The 19,310-nt window shown below is 54.0% G+C and carries 19 protein-coding genes; 10 read left to right on the forward strand and 9 right to left on the reverse strand.

All coding sequences use genetic code 11. From position 1 onward, the window contains the following. The 3 genes from BCA33_RS10350 to BCA33_RS10360 form a co-directional block, all read right to left on the reverse strand. Positions 1-260, reverse strand: a 260-nt coding sequence (locus BCA33_RS10350) for a TRAP transporter small permease subunit (RefSeq protein ID WP_139172977.1), incomplete at its 3' end; no start/stop codon positions are given. Positions 261-361: 101 nt separating this feature from the next. After that, entirely contained in the window at positions 362-1,438 is a 1,077-nt protein-coding gene (locus BCA33_RS10355; protein WP_071265592.1) for a TRAP transporter substrate-binding protein, read from the reverse strand. A gap of 139 nt (positions 1,439-1,577) precedes the next feature. After that, positions 1,578-2,036, reverse strand: a complete 459-nt coding sequence (locus BCA33_RS10360) for an ATPase (protein ID WP_071265594.1) — start codon at positions 2,034-2,036, stop codon at positions 1,578-1,580. Here BCA33_RS10360 and BCA33_RS22795 point away from each other — a divergent pair. After that, positions 2,013-2,072, forward strand: coding sequence for a hypothetical protein (locus BCA33_RS22795; protein WP_368087241.1), 60 nt, complete (start codon positions 2,013-2,015; stop codon positions 2,070-2,072). The genes BCA33_RS10360 and BCA33_RS22795 overlap by 24 nt on opposite strands. 204 nt (positions 2,073-2,276) lie before the next feature. On the opposite strand, the gene BCA33_RS21770 is transcribed toward BCA33_RS22795, so the two are convergent. Both BCA33_RS21770 and BCA33_RS21775 read right to left on the reverse strand, forming a co-directional pair. Continuing rightward, on the reverse strand, positions 2,277-2,717 hold the full coding sequence (locus BCA33_RS21770) for a hypothetical protein (protein ID WP_254774334.1): 441 nt from the start codon (positions 2,715-2,717) through the stop codon (positions 2,277-2,279). A gap of 86 nt (positions 2,718-2,803) precedes the next feature. Beyond that, on the reverse strand, positions 2,804-3,148 hold the full coding sequence (locus BCA33_RS21775) for an acyltransferase (protein ID WP_071265598.1): 345 nt from the start codon (positions 3,146-3,148) through the stop codon (positions 2,804-2,806). Between the two features lie 127 nt (positions 3,149-3,275). On the opposite strand from BCA33_RS21775, the gene BCA33_RS10375 reads away from it, so the two are divergent. After that, positions 3,276-4,343 carry a beta-N-acetylglucosaminidase domain-containing protein gene (locus BCA33_RS10375; RefSeq protein WP_071265600.1) on the forward strand — a complete coding sequence of 356 codons (1,068 nt, stop codon included), beginning with the start codon at positions 3,276-3,278 and terminating at the stop codon, positions 4,341-4,343. A 21-nt stretch (positions 4,344-4,364) separates the two neighbouring features. Here the strand turns inward: BCA33_RS10375 and BCA33_RS10380 are convergent, their stop codons facing one another. Continuing rightward, positions 4,365-5,075 carry an SIMPL domain-containing protein gene (locus tag BCA33_RS10380; RefSeq protein WP_071265602.1) on the reverse strand — a complete coding sequence of 237 codons (711 nt, stop codon included), beginning with the start codon at positions 5,073-5,075 and terminating at the stop codon, positions 4,365-4,367. 184 nt (positions 5,076-5,259) lie between these two features. Next, complete coding sequence (locus tag BCA33_RS10385) at positions 5,260-6,090, reverse strand: ChaN family lipoprotein (RefSeq protein ID WP_368087238.1); 831 nt, start codon at positions 6,088-6,090, stop codon at positions 5,260-5,262. A gap of 62 nt (positions 6,091-6,152) precedes the next feature. On the opposite strand from BCA33_RS10385, the gene dauA reads away from it, so the two are divergent. The 7 genes from dauA (at position 6,153) to BCA33_RS10420 (ending at position 14,601) form a co-directional block, all read left to right on the forward strand. Beyond that, a complete protein-coding gene (gene dauA / locus BCA33_RS10390; protein WP_071265604.1) occupies positions 6,153-7,922 on the forward strand; it encodes a C4-dicarboxylic acid transporter DauA in 1,770 nt (589 codons plus the stop codon). Between the two features lie 14 nt (positions 7,923-7,936). Continuing rightward, a complete protein-coding gene (locus BCA33_RS10395) occupies positions 7,937-9,883 on the forward strand; it encodes an ion channel DMI1 (protein ID WP_071265690.1) in 1,947 nt (648 codons plus the stop codon). A 139-nt stretch (positions 9,884-10,022) separates the two neighbouring features. Beyond that, complete coding sequence (locus BCA33_RS10400) at positions 10,023-11,612, forward strand: isocitrate lyase (protein WP_071265606.1); 1,590 nt, start codon at positions 10,023-10,025, stop codon at positions 11,610-11,612. Positions 11,613-11,987: 375 nt separating this feature from the next. Next, entirely contained in the window at positions 11,988-12,992 is a 1,005-nt protein-coding gene (locus BCA33_RS10405) for a hypothetical protein (RefSeq protein ID WP_071265608.1), read from the forward strand. 54 nt (positions 12,993-13,046) lie between these two features. Further along, complete coding sequence (locus BCA33_RS10410; RefSeq protein WP_139172979.1) at positions 13,047-13,400, forward strand: hypothetical protein; 354 nt, start codon at positions 13,047-13,049, stop codon at positions 13,398-13,400. Between the two features lie 13 nt (positions 13,401-13,413). Then, a complete protein-coding gene (locus BCA33_RS10415) occupies positions 13,414-14,106 on the forward strand; it encodes a C39 family peptidase (protein WP_071265610.1) in 693 nt (230 codons plus the stop codon). A 3-nt stretch (positions 14,107-14,109) separates the two neighbouring features. Further along, a complete protein-coding gene (locus tag BCA33_RS10420; protein ID WP_071265612.1) occupies positions 14,110-14,601 on the forward strand; it encodes a hypothetical protein in 492 nt (163 codons plus the stop codon). 28 nt (positions 14,602-14,629) lie between these two features. On the opposite strand, the gene BCA33_RS10425 is transcribed toward BCA33_RS10420, so the two are convergent. Together BCA33_RS10425 and BCA33_RS10430 are read right to left on the reverse strand one after the other, a co-directional pair. Continuing rightward, the gene (locus tag BCA33_RS10425) at positions 14,630-15,691 is read right to left on the reverse strand and encodes a transporter (protein WP_071265614.1); all 1,062 of its coding nucleotides are present in this window, start codon (positions 15,689-15,691) and stop codon (positions 14,630-14,632) included. Then, positions 15,688-17,079 carry a sigma-54 dependent transcriptional regulator gene (locus tag BCA33_RS10430; RefSeq protein WP_071265616.1) on the reverse strand — a complete coding sequence of 464 codons (1,392 nt, stop codon included), beginning with the start codon at positions 17,077-17,079 and terminating at the stop codon, positions 15,688-15,690. Before BCA33_RS10430 ends, BCA33_RS10425 begins: the two co-directional genes overlap by 4 nt. A 344-nt stretch (positions 17,080-17,423) precedes the next feature. On the opposite strand from BCA33_RS10430, the gene BCA33_RS10440 reads away from it, so the two are divergent. Further along, positions 17,424-19,283, forward strand: a complete 1,860-nt coding sequence (locus tag BCA33_RS10440) for an SLC13 family permease (RefSeq protein ID WP_071265620.1) — start codon at positions 17,424-17,426, stop codon at positions 19,281-19,283. Positions 19,284-19,310: the final 27 nt, after the last annotated feature.

The following is a 19,310-nucleotide window of genomic DNA, read 5'->3' on the forward strand; positions in this document are numbered from 1 at the left end:
GTTGCTCCAGCGGGTATAAACACGTCGACTCGTACATGGCCGTCGGTGCGCAGCGCGTAGGGGATGCCGAGTAGAAATACCACCGAATACAGGTGCCATTCCATCTCCTGCATACCGATGGATACTTCGTTAAACGCATAACGGGCAACAACGTCGTAAAAAACATTGCCTGCCATCAGCAACATCGCGACACAGGCAACCCAGCCGCAAACCATGGATAAGCGGGCAAGGCCCTCATCCAGCTTTATGATCCACTGCATTCACATTCCTCCGCCACGGGGCTGGCGTTTCTGCTATTGCTATAAACAACAAAACCGGAATCACCCTTCAGAGCGATCCCGGCTCCATTACTGCCTGTATCTTACTCGACTGTGCCCATGGTGTTTAGGTATGCACGCTCAGAAATATCGGTATAAGCGCGGCTTTGCTCCATATACTCTTCTTGGGATTTTATGATTCTGGCTGCCTGTTCGTTGCTCTCAGAAGCTTCTTTGAGGAGCTTTTTGTTGGCATCGTACATGGCCTGGAAAATGTCCTGAGGGAACTGCTTAATCTGCACGTTCGGGTAGTCTTTCTTGATGTTGGCCCAGGCTTCTGCGTTGGCGTGCTGAGAGAGTACCAGCATGTCGTAAGAGGCAGTGCGCATGGCAACCCGCATAATTTCCTGTAAGTCTGCTGGCAGCTTTTCCCAGACCTTCGTGTTTATCAGGAATTGCAGTTCAGTGGCAGGTTCGTGCCAGCCAGTGTAGTAGTAATCGGCAATTTGCTGAAAGCCAAGGCGCAAATCCAGGGCCGGGCCAACCCACTCAACTGCGTCGATGGTGTTGCGCTCAAGCGCGGTGTACAGCTCGCCAGGTGCAATGTTGGTTGGGTTAACGCCCACTTCAGCAAAGACTTCACCGGCAAAGCCCGGAATACGCATTTTCAGACCTTTAAGGTCATCCAGTGATTTAATTTCCTCACGAAACCAACCGCCCATTTGAACGCCGGTGTTACCACCCGGGAACGACAACATGTTGTGTGGTTCGTACACTTCTTGCATCAGCTCCATACCACCGCCGTGGTAAAACCAGGCCCACTGTTCAACAGCGTCCATGCCGAAGGGCATGCTGGTGAAAAACAGGGTTTCAGGCACTTTGCCTTTCCAGTAGTAGGAAGCGGAGTGGCCCATGTCGTACTGGCCAGCTTTAACCATATCAAACACGCCCAGAGGAGCCTTGTGCTTGTTGGCAGAATCGATACGGATCTTCAGGCGCCCGTTAGACATTTTCTCGACAGATTTGGCGAAATTCTTGGTAGTGTCGCCAAAAATCGGGAAGTTCGGGCCCCAGGTTTCTGCCAGCTTTAGGGTAAATGTATCCTGGGCCAGCGCCTGGGTAGAGGCAAAGGTTGCTGCGACAGCGAGTACCGCCGCGGAGAGAACGGAACGGATCTTCATTGCTCTTGTGTCCTTTTGTCATTTTTGTGGATCGAGCTTTAGCTTTCTTTGAGAAGCCTTACAACTATTTCACATTATCAAGTATTGGGAGGCAGCGAAATGAAAAATGCCTCGGGTGCGACATAGGTCGTAGTTGTTGTCACATGTCCCACATCCGGCCAACCTGGCTGGACAACTGCATGGCTTCATGTTGCTCAAGTGCCAGCAGATCTTCCAGCAGTGATTTGGCACCTTCGATCTCAGCTTTGCCGATCAGAGAATCGTACAATTCCATAATCTGGTCGTGGAAAGCAAAGATTTCCCGGGCGATGTCATCGAAACCAAGTGTTGCGAGTCGTCCATCGCACATCCGATCCAGAGTGATCGGCTCGTGGTTCAGGTAATCGTAAAGACGGGTATGCAGAACGTTTTGTTCGGCTTGCTTTTGGAACTCACTCACGGCTTTTGCGAGTTTAGATTCGTGGCCTGCCACGTAATCCAGCAAAGCGCTGGCCCGCTCATTGCTATGTCGCTGGGCAAACTCCTGTAGGCATTCTGCCAACTTGGAATGCAATTGGCGGGTCCAGTCAATTAAATCTTCGAAGGTTTTTATGTCCATAACCAAACTCCGTCAATGGGCGGTCTATTCTTTTGAGTGATCAAGCTTAAGGCAAGTCAGTAACCTTTGCCGGGGCTTTGAATGACTGAGCAGTTTCCGCGCGACTTCGCCAGGCTCGGAATCGTCGTTGTGCTGGTTTCTCGACGCTGTAGTGAATCAGTGACGCAAGGAGAAGTGCTGTGACAGTAGCTAAACTGACCCCCAGCCACCCTGGAAGGCCTGCGTTGTAGCTTAGGGTAATCACGCCATAGCCAATGTTTTGGTGTACCAGGTACAGGCTGTAGGAAAGACTGCCCAGCCACAGCATGGGTTTGTTGGCGAGCAGTTCAGATGCCCCGAAACAGCCAGTGCAAACGTTCCGAAGCAACCGAGCACAAACAGGCTGTATGGCAGTTTGTAAGCAAACAGGCCATGGCAAACAGCCAGTGCAAGTAATGCCGCATCTGCAGCCGCCGGGCGACCATATTGGTAAATGCGGAAAATCAGCATACCCCCAATAAATAACGGGGCGTATTTCACGAACATCAAGTCTTTGACCAGGAATTCCATGCTCTCGGGAATGTGTTTCCACCAGATGACGCCGGCGTAGCTCACCAGCATCCATAGCCAGAAGGCTATCCGTAATCGTGACCAGTCGCGCAGGCTGTAAAACAGCAACGCCATCCAGCTGTAAAATGTCACCTCTATCACGAGACTCCAGTAAGCCCCGTCTACGTGTTCGGCACCCAGATACTCATGCAGCAAGGTTGCGTTAAGCAGGGCGGTCTCTAAGCTGACTGCGCGACTTTCGGGGCCGAAGAGGTGCACGGAAATAAAGGTGAGTGCAATGCCAGCCAGAGTGCCGGCATGAGACGAATCCCTCTGGCTAGCCCAAACCAGACCGCATTGCGGGTACGCTCAAGGGTCATAAAGATGACAAAACCGCTGAGAATGAAAAACAGGTGAACCCCGTAACGGCCGAACAATAGAGTGTCTGTTAGCAGTTGCGGGATTTCAAACTCGTGGCCGAAGAGCTTGTCGTAATAGGGCAGATAATGAAAAAGCACCACCCCCAGAGCTGCGAGGCCTCGCAATGCATCAAGACTGCCCAGTCGGGCCTGGGAAGGGTTCATAATAGTTTCCGTCGGAATTTTTTCTATAGTAGCGTGCTTTGGCGCCGGGCAATACAGATGGGATATACCGTTCCCTTGCTGCAGGTATACCATGTGGTAATACACGGGTTGCCACAGGGAGAGCGCCATGAGCACAACGTTGGGGATTATTGAGGGCTTCTACGGGCCGGTATGGAACTGGCAGGAGCGGCAACAACTTGTGCGTGCACTGGCGCCACACGGTTACGGGTTTTATCTTTATGCACCTAAAGCTGATGCTTTTCTGCGCCGGCGCTGGCAGGAGCCGCATCCACCCGCAATGGCTGCAGAGCTGGCAGACTTTGGCAGACTTTGTCGCAAGCAAGGGTTGCGGTTCGGTATCGGCCTGAGCCCTTTCGAAATTTTTAACTGTTTTGACGATGCCGCCCGTACCGCTCTTGCTGCGAAGCTTGAGTTACTTGATCGTATTGGAATCGATGAGCTGGCCATTCTGTTCGACGACATGCATGCCGATACCCCTGCGCTTGCGCAAACCCAGGCGGATATTATGCACTGGATCCGCGAGCGCACCCAGGTTCGCTATCTTTCCATATGCCCCAGTTACTATTCTGATGATCCGGTGCTGGATCGGGTATTCGGTGAACGACCTGCTGGCTATCTGGAGACCCTTGGTCGCCTGCTGGACCATGACATTCAGGTATTTTGGACAGGGGAGGAAGTATGCTCCAGAGAGATTTCTCCCGGGCACCTAAAGCGTGTGACTGACCAGCTTGGGCGCAAACCGGTGCTTTGGGACAATTACCCGGTGAACGACGGCGACCGCATGTCTCGACACTTGCATCTGCGGGCATTTACCGGCCGTCCGGCGGCTAACGGCGCCTATCTGTCGGGCCATGGAATCAACCCAGCGCTGCAGCCAACATTAACCACGATTCCTGCGATAACCCTGGCTGAGTCTTATCGCCTGGGTTCTGAATACCAGTACGGCCATGCCTTCCTTAGTGCTGCGAAGGAAGTGCTTGGGCGGGAGTTGGCAGAGCAGCTCCGCGCGGACCTGCTGGTGCTTCAGGATGCAGGCCTTGGGCGCATCAGCGAGGAAAAGCGGCAAGGCCTGATGCGTACCTACGATGCTTATGATCACCCGGCAGCCAGCGAAATTCTACGCTGGCTGGAGGGTGAGTATCAGGTAACCGACGAGATGGTTCAGACCCAATAGGTGGGTGGTCTTTTAAGGTTGTTACCGCAAATAATACTCAACGGTAGAAACCACCCGCACGGTTTTCATTGGTTGCTGCTGCTCGGAAACCCCCGGGGCCTGATCCCGCGCAAGTATCTGGAACACGCCCTGGTTGGCCCGGCGCAGGTCGCCCAGTTCGGTTTTGGCGTCCTCGGCAAATTGGCTGGCTGACTTACGGGCGGAGGCCGTTGCTTCGGCAATCATATCTGGCTTGATTTCATTCAGGCCGTTAAACAGGTAAGTAGGCCCGCTTGGGCCATAGTCGGATGACAACACTACGCCAGAATCAACCAGCTCACTGACAGCCTGTGCGGCTTGGCGGATTTTTTCTATGTTGTCGCTGCGCACCATCAGGGTCTGGCTGATAATGAATTTCTGTTTGCCGTTGTCGTCCTGGTACGGATTAGCCCGGGTGTCCGTAACATCCAGCCGTTGAAGTTCTACTGCTCCGTCGTTGATGGCCTGTAGCTTCAGGAACGCCATGATGGCATCGCGACTGCTGTTGGCTTTTTCCTGCGCCTCGCCAAGACTATTGCCTGTGGCTACAAAGCGGATTGGCCATAGGGCAAGGTCTGCTGTGACTTCCCGTTCTGCCACGCCTTTCACCGTAACGTAGCGGTCGCCGGTTCGCAGGTCGGTTAGGCCGTCGCCGATAAACGATGCGGAGATAATGGCGCTGATGCCCAGAATAAGGGCAGCAATGATTTTCATGGAGAATCTCCTTGGCAGGTATTTTTAGCGGGCCGGCGGAACCTGGCCGACATGGCCTCTTGTTCGCGCTCGGCGTTGCGGAACGCGTCCGGTAGAGGCTGAATAAAGTAGAGATAATCGCCCTTATGGCGGCTGCTATGCAAGGGCGCTTCGTTTGTGTTTACGGGCCAGGCTACTGGGGAAATCACTGCAACCGAAATGCCCGGAGCCCGTTGCTTGAGCAGTGCAACGGTTCCCAGATGCTCTTCACTGTGGAATGTGCCGGTGGTGTGGACAATCTGGCGCCAGGGTGTGCTGCACGGGCGGCCAGTATGCGGTTTGCCATGGTGTTGTCCCGCAGCAGTTGGGCTCGATAGGTGTTGTTCATGCGCTCGCGCATGGTTTCATTTGCTGCGCTGTGGCTGTCGGCAATAACGACATCGAACTTTTCGCGGTATGCAGGAGTGTCCATAAACGGATTATCTGGTAATTGTGCCCGATCATTAGCCTGTAGCTTGTTCAGGTAATCCGGCCCTGTCCGGCCGACGCAACGTACAACCGACGCAGGTGCGTTGGCCGCGATCACAGGCAAGCCGTGCTGGCGTGCAAACTCCATCAGCGGGCGGTAGGACGCGCGGTAATTGTCCCAGGCGCCACTGTCTTCAATCATTTCAGTCTCGCCGGTTTTGCCGCTCAAGTAGGCATCCACTGCGGCTTGGTTATCCAGATTGAATTGCTCCATAGACAGCACTTGGCGCGGGTCCTGTCGGTAAAGGGCAGCCTGAAGCTTCGATTGTAGAAGGTGAGAGGCTTGGTGGCCATGGAGTTCACCAATGAACACCACGTCAGTGTGCGCAAGCTTTTGAGCGAGTGCCTTTACGCTTAACCCGGTGCCGCTAGCTGCGTTAACCAAGCGAGCCTCGTAAAGGGTTTGGGGGCGTGTGTCGGCGCTGCTTTTGTTTGGATGGTTCGTGGCTGCACAACCGGCCAGGTTGCCAGTTAGCAAAATGAGCACGGCGATGAATAATTTTTTCATGGCAAAATTATATATGATGTAAGGCCTCGCTACCTGTATGTGTTCCTAAACACGAGGCCAGTATGCCCCACCGCGCTCACCTTTTTTCACTCCGGCTCGCCCATGCCTTCCGGGAAGCCTGTATTGATCAGCCGTATAGCAGCCGCCGATTCCTGCGCGATCTTATGGCGGGCGTTACGGTGGGCATTATTGCAATACCGCTGGCCATGGCGCTGGCTATCGCAAGCGGCGTAGCGCCTCAATACGGACTTTATACCGCGTTTATTGGCGGTTTCATTATTGCCCTGACAGGCGGTAGCCGTTTTAGTGTTTCGGGCCCCACGGCGGCTTTTGTGGTTATTCTTTATCCTATTGCCCAGGCCTATGGCCTGGGCGGTCTGTTGCTCGCCACCCTGATGTCCGGTGTTCTGCTGGTGATCATGGCGCTCATGCGGTTAGGCCGTTTTATCGAATACATTCCGGAATCCGTTACGCTTGGGTTTACCGGTGGAATTGCCGTGGTGATCGCCACATTACAGATAAAAGACTTTTTTGGTCTGGCTGTGCCGACCATGCCGGAACACTACTGGGACAAATTGGCAGTGCTGGCACAGAGTTTTCCTGCGCTGGATGGCATGAGCGCCTTGGTTGCCGTGGTTACGCTTGCGGTTATGCTGCTTTGGCCGCGTCTGAAAACTCCGATTCCGCCGCATTTACCAGCAGTGGTTATTGGCAGCCTGCTGGCGGTATGGCTGAACGCGAATGGCGCCACGGTTGATACTATAGGGTCGCGCTTTAGTTATCTGCTGCCGGGTGGTGGCACGGGCGCTGGTATTCCGCCTGTTCTGCCGGAGTTTGCCTGGCCCTGGCAGCAAGCGGACGCCAGCGGTCTGGCCATCGGGCTGTCCTGGAATATGGTGCGCGAGTTGCTGCCCGCAGCGTTCGCCATAGCTATGCTTGGCGCTATTGAGTCCCTACTGTGCGCCGTGGTGCTTGATGGCATGACCGGAAAGCGCCACAGCGCCAACAGCGAACTGATGGGGCAGGGGCTTGGCAATATTATCGTGCCATTTTTTGGGGGCATCACCGCAACCGCAGCCATTGCTCGCTCTGCGGCCAACTACCGTGCCGGCGCCGAATCGCCGGTTGCGGCGATGATTCATGCCGCGGTGGTTCTGCTGGCGCTGGTATCCTTGGCGGGTGTGTTGGCCTACCTGCCTATGCCAGCTATGGCGGCCCTGCTGATTGTGGTGGCCTGGAATATGAGTGAGGCGCCAAAGGCTGTACGTTTGCTGAAGACCGCGCCGCGCAGTGACGTGTTGGTGTTCCTGACATGCTTTTCGCTAACGGTGGCGCTGGATATGGTTATTGCCATTACCACCGGCGTGTTGCTAGCCGCTGTACTGTTTATGCGTGAAATGGCCGAAATGACCAAGGTGACTGATATCACAAGCGGCAAACGGGTCGCGGAAGAAAACCTGCCGGTTGGCTGGCGGGTGTTCAAAATTAATGGCCCGCTGTTTTTTGCAGCGGCAGACCGTATTTTTGGTGAGCTTGCGGAGCTCTCTCGCAACGTCGACGGGTTTATCCTGTATGTAGATGGCGTTACTGTACTGGATGCGGGGGGCCTGTCCGCCCTCAACAAATTGATTGCCACTTGCCAACATGACGGTACACGAATTGTGATTGCCGATATGCAGTCCCAGCCACAGCGAACACTTGCCCGCGGTGGCCTTGGGCCGGTGGAAGGGGTGTTGCAGTTTACACCAACCCTGCGAGAGGCCTTGGCATTGCCCCTCTCATCCATGGTTCAGCACACCTCAACACTTTCAAACCTCTCCGGGCCAAATTGATGAAGAAGACCGCCATGCTGCCCTTCCGGGTGGTTGACCGTGTGAAGTTTATTGTAGAGCGACAGCTGGTGAAGGGCGCAGGCTTCCAGCTGGTGGTCGTAGGTGTTTTTATCGGGCTGATTTCTCTCATCGGTGGTCTGCTGGTGGTTCCCCAGGGTGGTGAGTTTGATGACCCAGGTTCGGCGGTCTGGTGGGCTTTTTTGCGCCTGACTGACCCCGGCTATCTGGGTGACGATGTGGGTACTTGGCAGCGCTTCGTCTCGACACTGCTAACCATCAGTGGGTATGTGGTGTTTATGGGCACCCTGGTGGCCATTCTTACCCGCTGGCTGATTGCCAAAATGGCGGATCTGGAACGTGGCCTAACTCCGGTTATTCTGAAAAATCATGTGGTTGTGCTGGGATGGACAAATCAGACATTACCGCTGCTTTCGGAGTTGCTGGGCTCCTCCGGGCGTATGCGCCGGTTTCTGCAAAAACATGATATTCAGAAGCTGAACCTGGTGGTTTTATCCGAAGAAGCGTCTGCTGCGCAGGTTCATGAGCTGCGTAATGAGCCTGGCATTGGCCGGCGCGCTCGCCAGATTATTTTGCGCTCCGGATTGGCGATTCAGCCAGAGGCCCTGCACAGGGTCGCTTGCCTGGATGCAGCGGCAGTCATTGTGCCCAGTGCAACCTACGAGGCTGGTAGCCTGATTTCCTCCGATGTAGAAACCGTTAAAGCACTGTTGTCCATTGCAGCGCAGGCACGACAGTACCAAGCGCCCTTGCCTTATGTGGTGGCAGAGATTCAGGATATTCGCAAATTGCCGGTGGTTGAGCGGGCTTATCCCGGTGCGGTCGAAGTGGTAGCCGGCAACGCCACCATCAGCCGCCTGATGGTGCAGAATGTGCTGCACCCGGGGTTGTCTGAGGTTTATAACGAGCTGCTCACGGCCGGTGAGGGCAATGAACTCTTTATTCGAGGTGGCGAATCCATAGAGGGCATGACCCTGGGAGAGCTGGCTGCCGAGCGCCCGGGCGCAATTGTTCTTGGTTTGCTTCGCAAATGCGAGCAGGGCTGGGAGGTTCAGCTGGCAGCGTCATCGGCGACGCCTATAAAAATGGAAGATCGGGTTGTGATGATGGCCCGGGACTACTCCGAAACGGATGCGGATTCTAAAACCCAATCGCTGCCTCAGGTAAGCCGTGGGGAGGCCAGGCGTGTTGTGCGCGGAGAAGGGCTGGACGGGCGCCGCATTCTGTTGCTTGGCTGGAACCGCAGAGTGCCCAGCCTGATGGCTGAGTTCGCGAGTTACGGTCCTGCGCAACCGGTGATAGATATTGTCTCGGTTGTGCCAATGCCTGAGCGCGAGCATGCGCTCAGCCGTTATGCCGTCGGAAAACCTTTGGAGAACTACAGTCACATTGAAGCAGACTATATGGTTGAGGAGGAATTGCGCCGGATCAACCCTGCTGGTTACGACACCATTATACTCCTCAGTAGCGATCGACTAGCCTCCGGTGAGGAGGCAGATGCGCGAACAATGGTTGGCTATCTCCAGCTCGAAGACATTTTGGCAGAGTCCCCAGGGCGCCCCCAGCTGATTATGGAGCTAAGCGACCCAGACAACCGCCAGCTGCTCTATGGTCATCAGAGCGAAATGCTCATCAGCCCGATGATCCTCAGCCATATTTTGGCCCAGGTCGCATTACGCCGAGAGCTTAGGGTGGTGCTGGATGAGTTATTTACCGCCGGTGGGGCGGAGATTCGATTCCAGTCGCCTGAAGATTACGTACTGCCGGCGAGTGCAGATTTTCACGTACTGGAAAAGGTACTGGCTGCCCAGGGTGAGGTGGCTCTTGGCGTACTCCGGGCCACCGCAGATTCTCGCGGCCGGCATCTTATGATGAACCCCCCGCGCAGGCAGTACCTGGACTTGCAGCCTGGCGACCGGTTGGTAGTGCTTGGCCAGTCTTGAGGCCTGCGGTTGAGCAACGTTGTTCAATTGCCATCATTCATAAGAAAAATGCCGAAAATAGATTATATAAATTTCAATTATAAATTTTAAGCCATTAAAGTATCGGCAAGCTCGCTCATCAACACAAAGGATCGAAACCATGCCTTACGCAAAAGACGTCGATGCCATTGCTTCCGTACTGAAGCAAAACCCGACCTGGAACGCTATCAACCCTAAGCATGCGGCTCGTATGCGCGCTCAGAACAAGTTCAGAACAGGCCTGGATATCGCCAAGTACACCGCCAAGATCATGCGCGAAGACATGGCCAACTACGACAACGATACGTCTCAGTACACCCAGTCTCTGGGTTGCTGGCACGGTTTTATTGGTCAGCAGAAGTTGATTGCTATCAAGAAGCACTTCGGTTCTACCAAGCGTCGTTACCTGTATCTGTCTGGCTGGATGGTTGCGGCACTGCGCTCCGAGTTCGGACCGCTGCCTGACCAGTCCATGCATGAGAAAACTGCCGTTTCTGGCCTGATCGAAGAGCTGTACACCTTCCTGCGTCAGGCAGATTCCTGGGAACTGAACCACCTGTTCCGTGATCTGGAAGCTGCTGAAAAAGCGGGCGACACTGCCAAGGCAGAAGAGCTGATCAAGCAGATCGACAACCACGAAACACACGTTGTACCGATCATTGCAGACATCGATGCAGGTTTCGGTAACGACGAAGCGACCTACCTGCTGGCTAAGCAGATGATCGAAGCGGGTGCGTGTGCTATCCAGATCGAGAACCAGGTTTCTGACGAGAAGCAGTGTGGCCACCAGGACGGCAAAGTAACCGTTCCTCATGCCGACTTCCTGTCCAAGATCAACGCTGTTCGTTTGGCGTTCCTGGAGCTGGGTGTGGATGACGGTGTTATCGTTGCCCGTACTGACTCACTGGGTGCTGGCCTGACCAAGCAAATCGCTGTAACCGACGAGCCAGGCGACCTGGGCGATCAGTACAACAGTTTCATCGATGGCGACATTATCGAAAACGCTGCCGACATCAATAACGGCGACGTTGTGATCAAGCAAGGCGGTAAGTTGGTTAAGCCTAAGCGTCTGGCGTCTGGCCTGTTCCAGTTCAAAGAAGGCTCAGGTGAAGACCGTGTTGTTCTTGACTGCATCACCAGCCTGCAAAATGGCGCGGATATGCTGTGGATCGAGACCGAGAAGCCGCACGTTGGCCAGATCGCTGCCATGGTTAACCGCATCAAGGCAGAAGTTCCAGATGCCAAGCTGGTGTATAACAACAGCCCGTCCTTTAACTGGACTCTGAACTTCCGTCAGCAGGTATTCGATGCCTGGGCTGAAGAAGGTAAGGACGTATCTGCATACGACCGTCCTAAGCTGATGAGCGAAGAGTACGACAACACCGAACTGGGCAAGCTGGCTGACGAATGGACCGCTAATTTCCAGCGTGATGCTGCTCGTGAAGCAGGCGTGTTCCACCACTTGATCACGCTGCCGACTTACCACACTGCGGCACTGTCTACCGACAACCTGGCCAAAGGCTACTTCGGCGACCAAGGCATGCTGGCTTACGTTAAAGGCGTACAGCGTGAAGAGATCCGTCAGGGTATCGCCACTGTTAAGCACCAGGACATGGCTGGCTCTAACATCGGTGACGACCACAAGGAATTCTTCGCAGGTGATGCTGCGCTGAAAGCCGGTGGTGGAGACAACACGATGAACCAGTTCTAAGCGAACGGCTTATTGTGTTCCTACTCTCGGGCCTGTTCCGAGGGTAAAAAACCCCGCAGCTGGAAACAGCTAGCGGGGTTTTTTACAGTGGCGGTTTCATGTATATGACTGAAACGGCTGCACAAACCTTCGATTCCCTACTTTTCTTTATCCAGACTGTTTCATCCCTGAAACAGTTCCTGCCTTCGCACGGCTGGCTTCCCCCGAGCGTTACGAAAAAAACTTCTTTAAAAGCATCGCCTTAGATTGTGTGCTCATATTCTGGCACGGGAATCGCTTTCTTCACCTTGCGGGTCTGGACCTTGGCTTACCCGAAGGCTAGCGGGTTGGGTCGGATCCTTTAACAAAGCCAATAACCTAGAAGGAAATGACATCATGAATGCAAGGAAAGGACTGCTAGCAGCTGCGATCGCAATGAGTTTGGGTGTTTCCGGTTTCGCCTATGCGGATCAAGGTGGAGACGGAGATCCGAACACCAATGCGAAGGATACCTCCACGGCCAACAACGGCTATTCGGGAAATGCCGATTCAGGAAACGACAACTCAACGAGCACCAACAATTCCGATAACTCGGATGGCTCTGATAATTCAGACAGCTCTGATAACTCGAATAATTCAGACAACAGCACAGATGTTGCTGATGCGTTTAAGATTGCCGATAGCGGCAATGACATGTCGGATAATTCAGATAGCTCAGATAACTCCGATAGCTCCGACAATTCCGACAATTCGGATAACTCCGACAACTCGGATGGCAGTACCAACCTGAACGACGCGTTCAAAATTGCTGACAGCGGGAATGATATGTCTGACAACTCCGATAATTCGGACAATTCGGACAGTTCGGATAATTCGGACAGCTCTGACAACTCCGACAGCTCGGATAACAGCACCAGTGTCAGTGACTCGTTCAAAATTGCTGACAGCGGAAATGATATGTCTGACAACTCCGATAGTTCGGACAATTCGGACAACTCCGATAATTCTGACAACTCTGACAACTCGGATAATTCAGACAACTCGGATAATTCGGATAATTCAGACAACTCGAATAACAGCACCAACGATTCGTTCAATACAGCTGACAGTGGCAACAGTGACAGCTCCGATAACAGCACCACGGATGTGGCCCTCTCATTGGATGTGTTCATGAACAACGCCGATCTTGATGGCGCGGTGAGTGGCACTACCGTCAACTATGGAGATGCTAACGGCAGGAACTCTTACACTGAAACCCATGTGTCCAACCGGATAAGTGGAGGCTCGGCTAACTTCACAGGCGTAGGCGCTTTTGCTCAGAACGCCGGCGTGGGAAGTGTTACCCAAGCTAATGTGAGTGTTATGTCTAACCTGTCCGCAGGCGGCGGTGGTAGCGAGTAAGCAAAGCGGGCCACACCCCAGGGTGTGGCCCCGGCTGCTGTCGGGAGACGCGTTATGACTAACAACGTCATCAGAGGGATTTTGAAAACCGTATGTTTGTTCGTTGCTATGGGACTGGCTGGCACAGCGGTAGCCGAAGAATGGATGACGCTACCCACGATGAGTGCAGATCAGCTAGAAGGTACCAGCGGGCGACAGGGGGTTCCCCTCCAGTTACAACTCAATGAAAACCACCAGAATGGGGTGGTTACCGGAAATACGCTGACGGGTTCTTCGAGCACCGGAGACAACCTGATCTCAGATCAAGCATTCGGGAACATGAGCGGTATTGCCACGGTTATTCAGAACACCGGTAACCAGGTGGTGATTCAGGACAGCACTCAAGTAAACATTCTTATCAATCGCTGACAGGAGGTGGGCCATGGTGAGTCGGAGGCTTGTTGTATCCACAGTGGGCGCTGCGATGCTCTGGTCCACTGCTTTTGCCGGTACCGTTATGCTGCCGGGAGTGGGTGGCGACCTTCAGTTGGGGGTTCGCAGCTTCAAGGAGCAACGGTTTAGTTCGATCATGCAACAGCAGTTTGATTTTAGTTGCGGTTCGGCCGCGATAGCCTCACTGCTGTCTTATCACTACGATGACTCCTTTACGGAGCAAGACGTTTTTACCGGGATGTTCTCGCTGGCAGACCCGGAAAAGGTGCGCCTTGAAGGCTTCTCGATGCTGGATATGAAGCGGTTTCTGGAGTCTGAAGGCTATCAGGCCGACGGCTTTCGCATGCCGTTATCGGGCCTGCGAGAAAAAGTACGACTGCCGGTCATTGTGCTTATGAACATGGATGGTTTCCGGCATTTTGTTGTTATTAAGGGAATCAGTGAGCATGAAGTGTTTGTTGGCGACCCAGCTCGCGGGCTTAAAGTATACCCAAGGGCTGAGTTTGAGGACTATTGGAACGGTGCCGCCTTTGTCATTCGTAGCCATTTGCAACAGGGGCGTAGCACATTCCTGACAGGCGGAGACTGGCCACAAATTGTCCGGGCGCCGCTGTTTAAGGGGCAGGAAGGCCCGCCACTTGGCCATACGCTGCCATATTGGCCATCCACGAGGGAGTGGTAACACATGGTTAGCATACAGCGATGGGCAATGATGGGGTTGGCCTTTGCTCTAGGAGGTGCAGGCGTGCCTGCAGTGGCCGACGGACTGACGCAGGCTTTGGCTATGAGCGATGGCGAACTTGCGTCACAAAGGGGTGGTTTTAGCCTGAACAATTTGGAAATTTCGATTGGGCTGGAGCAAGTGGTTTCTGTCAACGGCGAAACCCTGGCGATCAATCGACTAACCATCCCCAACCTGAACCAGATAGTGAGCGGGCAGACAGCGCCGCACCGAATGGAGACTGTGCTTGGTATCATTAACTCCGGGCAGAATGGGCAGGCGTTGGTCTCTGTCGCCACGGGTGCAGGAGGGTGGATGACGCTGATTCAGAATGACTTGAATGGATCGGTCATACAGAATGCGCGACAGCTAAATATCGAGCTGAATAATCTGGGTTCCGGTTACCGCATTCCCGAAAGCCTGCGCAATCCCATCCTCCAGTTTCTCAGGCCCTGACGAACATGTACGCCGGGTCTCTAATCGCTTAGAGGCTAATTGGCAGCTTCAGTGTAATCTCACTGTTCGGCGCATTTTCCGTTACTCCGACACTGACGGTAAGGCTTAAGGTTGTACTGGGCGACAGCCGTTGAGAAAGCCCAAACGACAACGAGCCGATCTGGATGCTGTCGAAGGTTGCGCCAAAAAGATCAAAGTCGCGCTCATAGGTTGTCTTTCGGATAATTGAATGGTCGTAGCCAAGGCTGAATGATGTGCGCTGATTGAACGCGAACCCCATGCCAAAGCCAAACCGAACCACATCACCAGGATTAACGGTATTGCCGTTCTCGAAGCCCTTTTCGTCTTTCAGCGTAAAGACATAGCTCAGGTTGCCATAGAGAACGGCAGGATCCGAAGGATAGATAAACGATACGCCTGGTTCAAATGACCAGAACCCGGAACCTGTTGGCCTTTCTTCAAGCTCAAGCCCTATGGGATTGCCATTACTGTCCATAATGACACGTTGGTCGACATCGTATGGACTATCCCCCGTGGGTGCTTTTGCCCGGAATGAGCCAATGACGTAGGGCCAGCCTTCCAGGCCGTCATTTAGCTGATAGCGAAAGGACAGCTCTACGTCGCCCAAGCCTTCGCCGGATGACTCCCGCAGCGTATCAACAGGCGTACCTTCAAATGCCTGGCGCTCCCGAAGATCTTCCTGAATGCTCAGATAGGGTGCGCGCACTGCTGCCTCAAATCGGCTGGTAAACCCATATTTGAGCGACAGGGCTCCGACAAAAATATCCCGTTGAACCTCTGAAATATTGATCAGGCCTATCAGCAGGGCAGGAATCACCGTATAGCCTTCCACCGCAACCTGCGTTGCGTTGCTGTGGGCATAGGAAAAGGACGGCTCAATGGTGAAGCGGCCAGGCTGGGTGACAATGCCACGGTCAGAGGTTATTGAGGCAATATCTGAGGCTTGGTCTTGCGATTTCTCACTGCGGGTCTGTGTCTTTCCAGCGTCATCACTTTCTGGTTTTGCAACGCTGATTGCAGGAATCATGCTTAAGCCGACAGTGAGTAGTAGGTGAGTTTGGAACCTCATGGCAAATCTCCCTTTTGGTCAGTGCCTTGGCGGGTGTTTTGGGTGCTCGTGCTTGGGGTGTACTTGTTCATCAGCCGATATAGCGAGACTCGCGATATGTTCAGAAGTCTCGCAGCCTCCGACATGTTGTAATTCGCCATTCGGAGGCTGCATAAAAGTGCTTGCCGATCGGCGCGGGCGCGGAACTCTTTGAGGTTGAGATGGGTGGAAGCTTTCAAGGTTAGCCCCGGGTTAGCCAGCCCAAGATCGGAAGCTTCAAGGGTGGATTCATCGCTGAGTAGCCACCCTTGTTGCAAGCAGTTCTGTAACTCCCGAAAGTTGCCTGGCCATGAATGGTTTACCAGGCTTTGGATAGCCCCCTTAGTCAGCCGTTTCGGTTTGGCTCCAGAAGAAGCGGCATTAAGCATTGCCTGGGCAAGTGCTGGGATGTCCTCAAGCCTGTCTTTCAGCGCAGGTAGCTTCACTTCCAGGCCACCCAGCCGGTAATACACATCACTGCGGAAGCCTCCGAGTGCAATTAACTCTGGTAACGGTTGGTTGGTGGTGGTGATAATTCTGCAGTCGATCGGGATTTGGGCGTTGCCCCCGACCCGCTCAATGTGGCCTTCTTGAAGAAACCTCAAGATGACAGACTGTTGTTCCAGTTTAAGTTCGTTAATGCCGGCGAATACCAGTGTGCCCCCGTTCGCTTGTTCAAGCCGCCCTGGTCGAGCGCTCAGAGCGTGGGTAAAGGCGCCCTTTTCATAACCAAACAGCTCGCTTTGGGTAAGTGTTGTGGGCAGGGCCGCACAGTTAATGGTAACCAGCGGGCCAGCTGCACGGGCAGATTGGGAATGAATGAACTTGGCTGCAGCCTCTTTTCCGGTGCTGCTTTCTCCGGTAATTAATACAGGCTCTGATGTTGCCGCAAAACGACGGAGCAGGCTTCGAGCCTGCTGGATAGATTGAGAGCTTCCCCGCAGGGCCAGTCTCTGATAGCTATCGTGTGCAGAGATGTCAGCTGGCTCTAAAATTGTTGCCATGCCCCACAAGTGACCCAGCACGGTATTAATGCGCTTGTAGTCCACGGGCAGTGTATGGAAATCGGAACAGTAGTGGGTGATTAACCTGGCCATGCGCGATCCGCATATGGGCCTTTGAGGAGCGATGGCAACCCAGTATCTCAGTCCAAGCGTCTCTAGCCAGCTTTCCGGCGGCGGAAAGTCTTCGTTTGATAACCTTGGGAACTCCAGTACACCAACTCTGGCACCGTTGCTGGCTGCAGCCAGCAGGGAAACCGGGTTGCCAAGATTGAAATCAATCAGATTCCAGCTTGTCTCTAGCTCTTTTCGTGCATAGGTTTTGCTGTTTGCTGCTGACAGCCAAACAAGCGGTCTCTTTTCCATCATGGCAAACCTCCACAAAAGTGGTGCCTCGGAAATGGGACTGCCAGTCGTTCAGGAATGCGTTAACTAACCGGTACGGCTAAGGCTCCGGTCACTGCCCTGAGTGACCCGCTATGACTGTGGAATACAGCCATGAATATTATTCTATGTGCCTTCTTTGCAGGCAGGTTGTGTGCCATAAAGCATATAGGTAAGACTATACAGGCGGTTGCGAAATACGGATGCTTGGCGCGGCGTAAAACTGTAAAGTTGGCTGACATGACCCAAGAGGCTGTCATCGCCTCTAAGTGCCCGCCCGCGCGGCTTTGCTATATATTATTACCCGCCCCCGATGCAGGAGATTGCCCTTGAGTATCGAGCAAGGCATTGTGTTTTCGGTGCTCGGAATTACCCTTGCCATGTTTGTATGGAACCGCCTACGTTTTGATGTGGTGGCCATGCTGGCTTTATTGGCGGTGGCGGTCGCAGGCTTGGTGCCAACAGAAGAGTTGTTTGCCGGTTTTGGTCACCCTGCCGTGATTACCGTAGCTGCGGTTTTGGTTATCAGCCAAGGATTGGTGAACGGTGGGGTGGTAGACAACATCGCACGTTTGCTGGGTAAGATCAGCCATCGACCGACACTTCAGGTGTTCACCCTGACTAGCGTGGTGGCGCTTTGCTCTGGTTTTATCAATAACGTGGGTGCGCTTGCGTTGCTGATGCCCGTTGCTATCTGGATGTCACGTGAGGCGGGGCGTTCGCCTTCTCTGCTGCTGATGCCTTTGGCCTTCGGGTCGCTGCTGGGCGGCACCATGACCCTCATAGGCACGCCGCCTAATATCATCATTGCCTCCTATCGTGAGGGCGGCTCCTTCGGGTTGTTCGATTTCGCGCCTGTTGGCGTGGCTATTACGCTGGCAGGGATTGCCTTCATTACGCTTATTGGTTGGCGCTTTACCCCTCGGCGAGAGGAAAGCCCGGCCAACAGCAAGTTGTTTAGCGTTGGTGAGTACGTTACTGAGTTGCGCATCCCTGTGGATTCACCTCACGCCGGGTCTACTTTGCATAGCTTGATCACCGGGGCCGGGGATGAACCGGATATTGTGGTTCTTGCTTTGATTCGAGGCGAGCAGCGCCAAGCTGTTCCCTCCACCTACAAGGTAATGCGTGAGGGCGATGTGCTGCTGGTAGAGGCCGATACGACCAGCTTGCAGACGTTTCTTGATAAAACCGGGTTAGAGCTTGCGCACCAGGCTGTAGACGATGAAGAAACGGAAAACGACAAGGAAAAGAATAGCGATAGCGCAGCCAACGAGGTCAGCAGTGAAGAAAACACAGAAGACGATAAGGAATCCTCGGTTCGGATAGCCAAAGGCGAGCTTCACTTGGTCGAGGCTGTTATAGCGCCCGAGTCCTCGCTGGTGGGCCAAACTGCTAACCGGCTACAGTTACGGGAACGCTATCAGCTTAATATTGTGGCCGTCGCCCGATTGGGTTACCGGCTCAAGCGACGTCTGGGCGATATACGCTTCAACGCCGGCGATATATTGCTGGTGCAGGGCTTTGAGGATTCTCTGGGTGGCAGCCTGGCGGAACTGGGTTGCTTACCGCTGGCGGAGCGTGGCCTCAGGTTGGGTTCTCCCCGCAACACTGCTATGGCTTCCGGCATCTTTTTGGCCAGTATCGTCGCCATTGTGACGGGCTTGCTTGCTGCCCCAGTTGCTCTTGTCGCCGGGGCGGTTGCAATGGTGCTGGTGAAGCTCCTGTCTGCAGCCGAGGCGTATAAGGCGATTGATTGGTCGGTGATTGTATTGTTGGCGGCGATGATTCCGGTTGGCCAGGCTATGGAAACCACCGGGGGCGCGGGCTTGATTGCTGCACAGATGCTGGTGCTGGGTGAGAATCTTTCGGTTGCGTCGGTGCTGGTGATGATACTGGTGAGCACAACGCTGTTATCCAACGTAGTAAATAACGCAGCAGCGGCTATTGTGGTTGCGCCAATTGCTCTGAGCCTGGCCAGTGACCTGCAAATACCTTCCGATGCGGTGTTGATGGCGGTTGCCGTTGGTGCGTCCTGTGCCTTTATGACGCCTATAGGGCATCAATCTAACGCGTTGGTTATGGAGCCAGGGGGCTATGAATTTGGTGACTACTGGCGCCTGGGTTTGCCCCTCACCCTGGTGGTCACGGTTGTTGCAGTGCCAGTCATTATGCTGGTCTGGACCTGATAGTATAAGAATGAATCAAGCCTGAGG

It is taken from the genome of Marinobacter sp. AC-23, assembly GCF_001858325.1.
Classification (GTDB): domain Bacteria; phylum Pseudomonadota; class Gammaproteobacteria; order Pseudomonadales; family Oleiphilaceae; genus Marinobacter.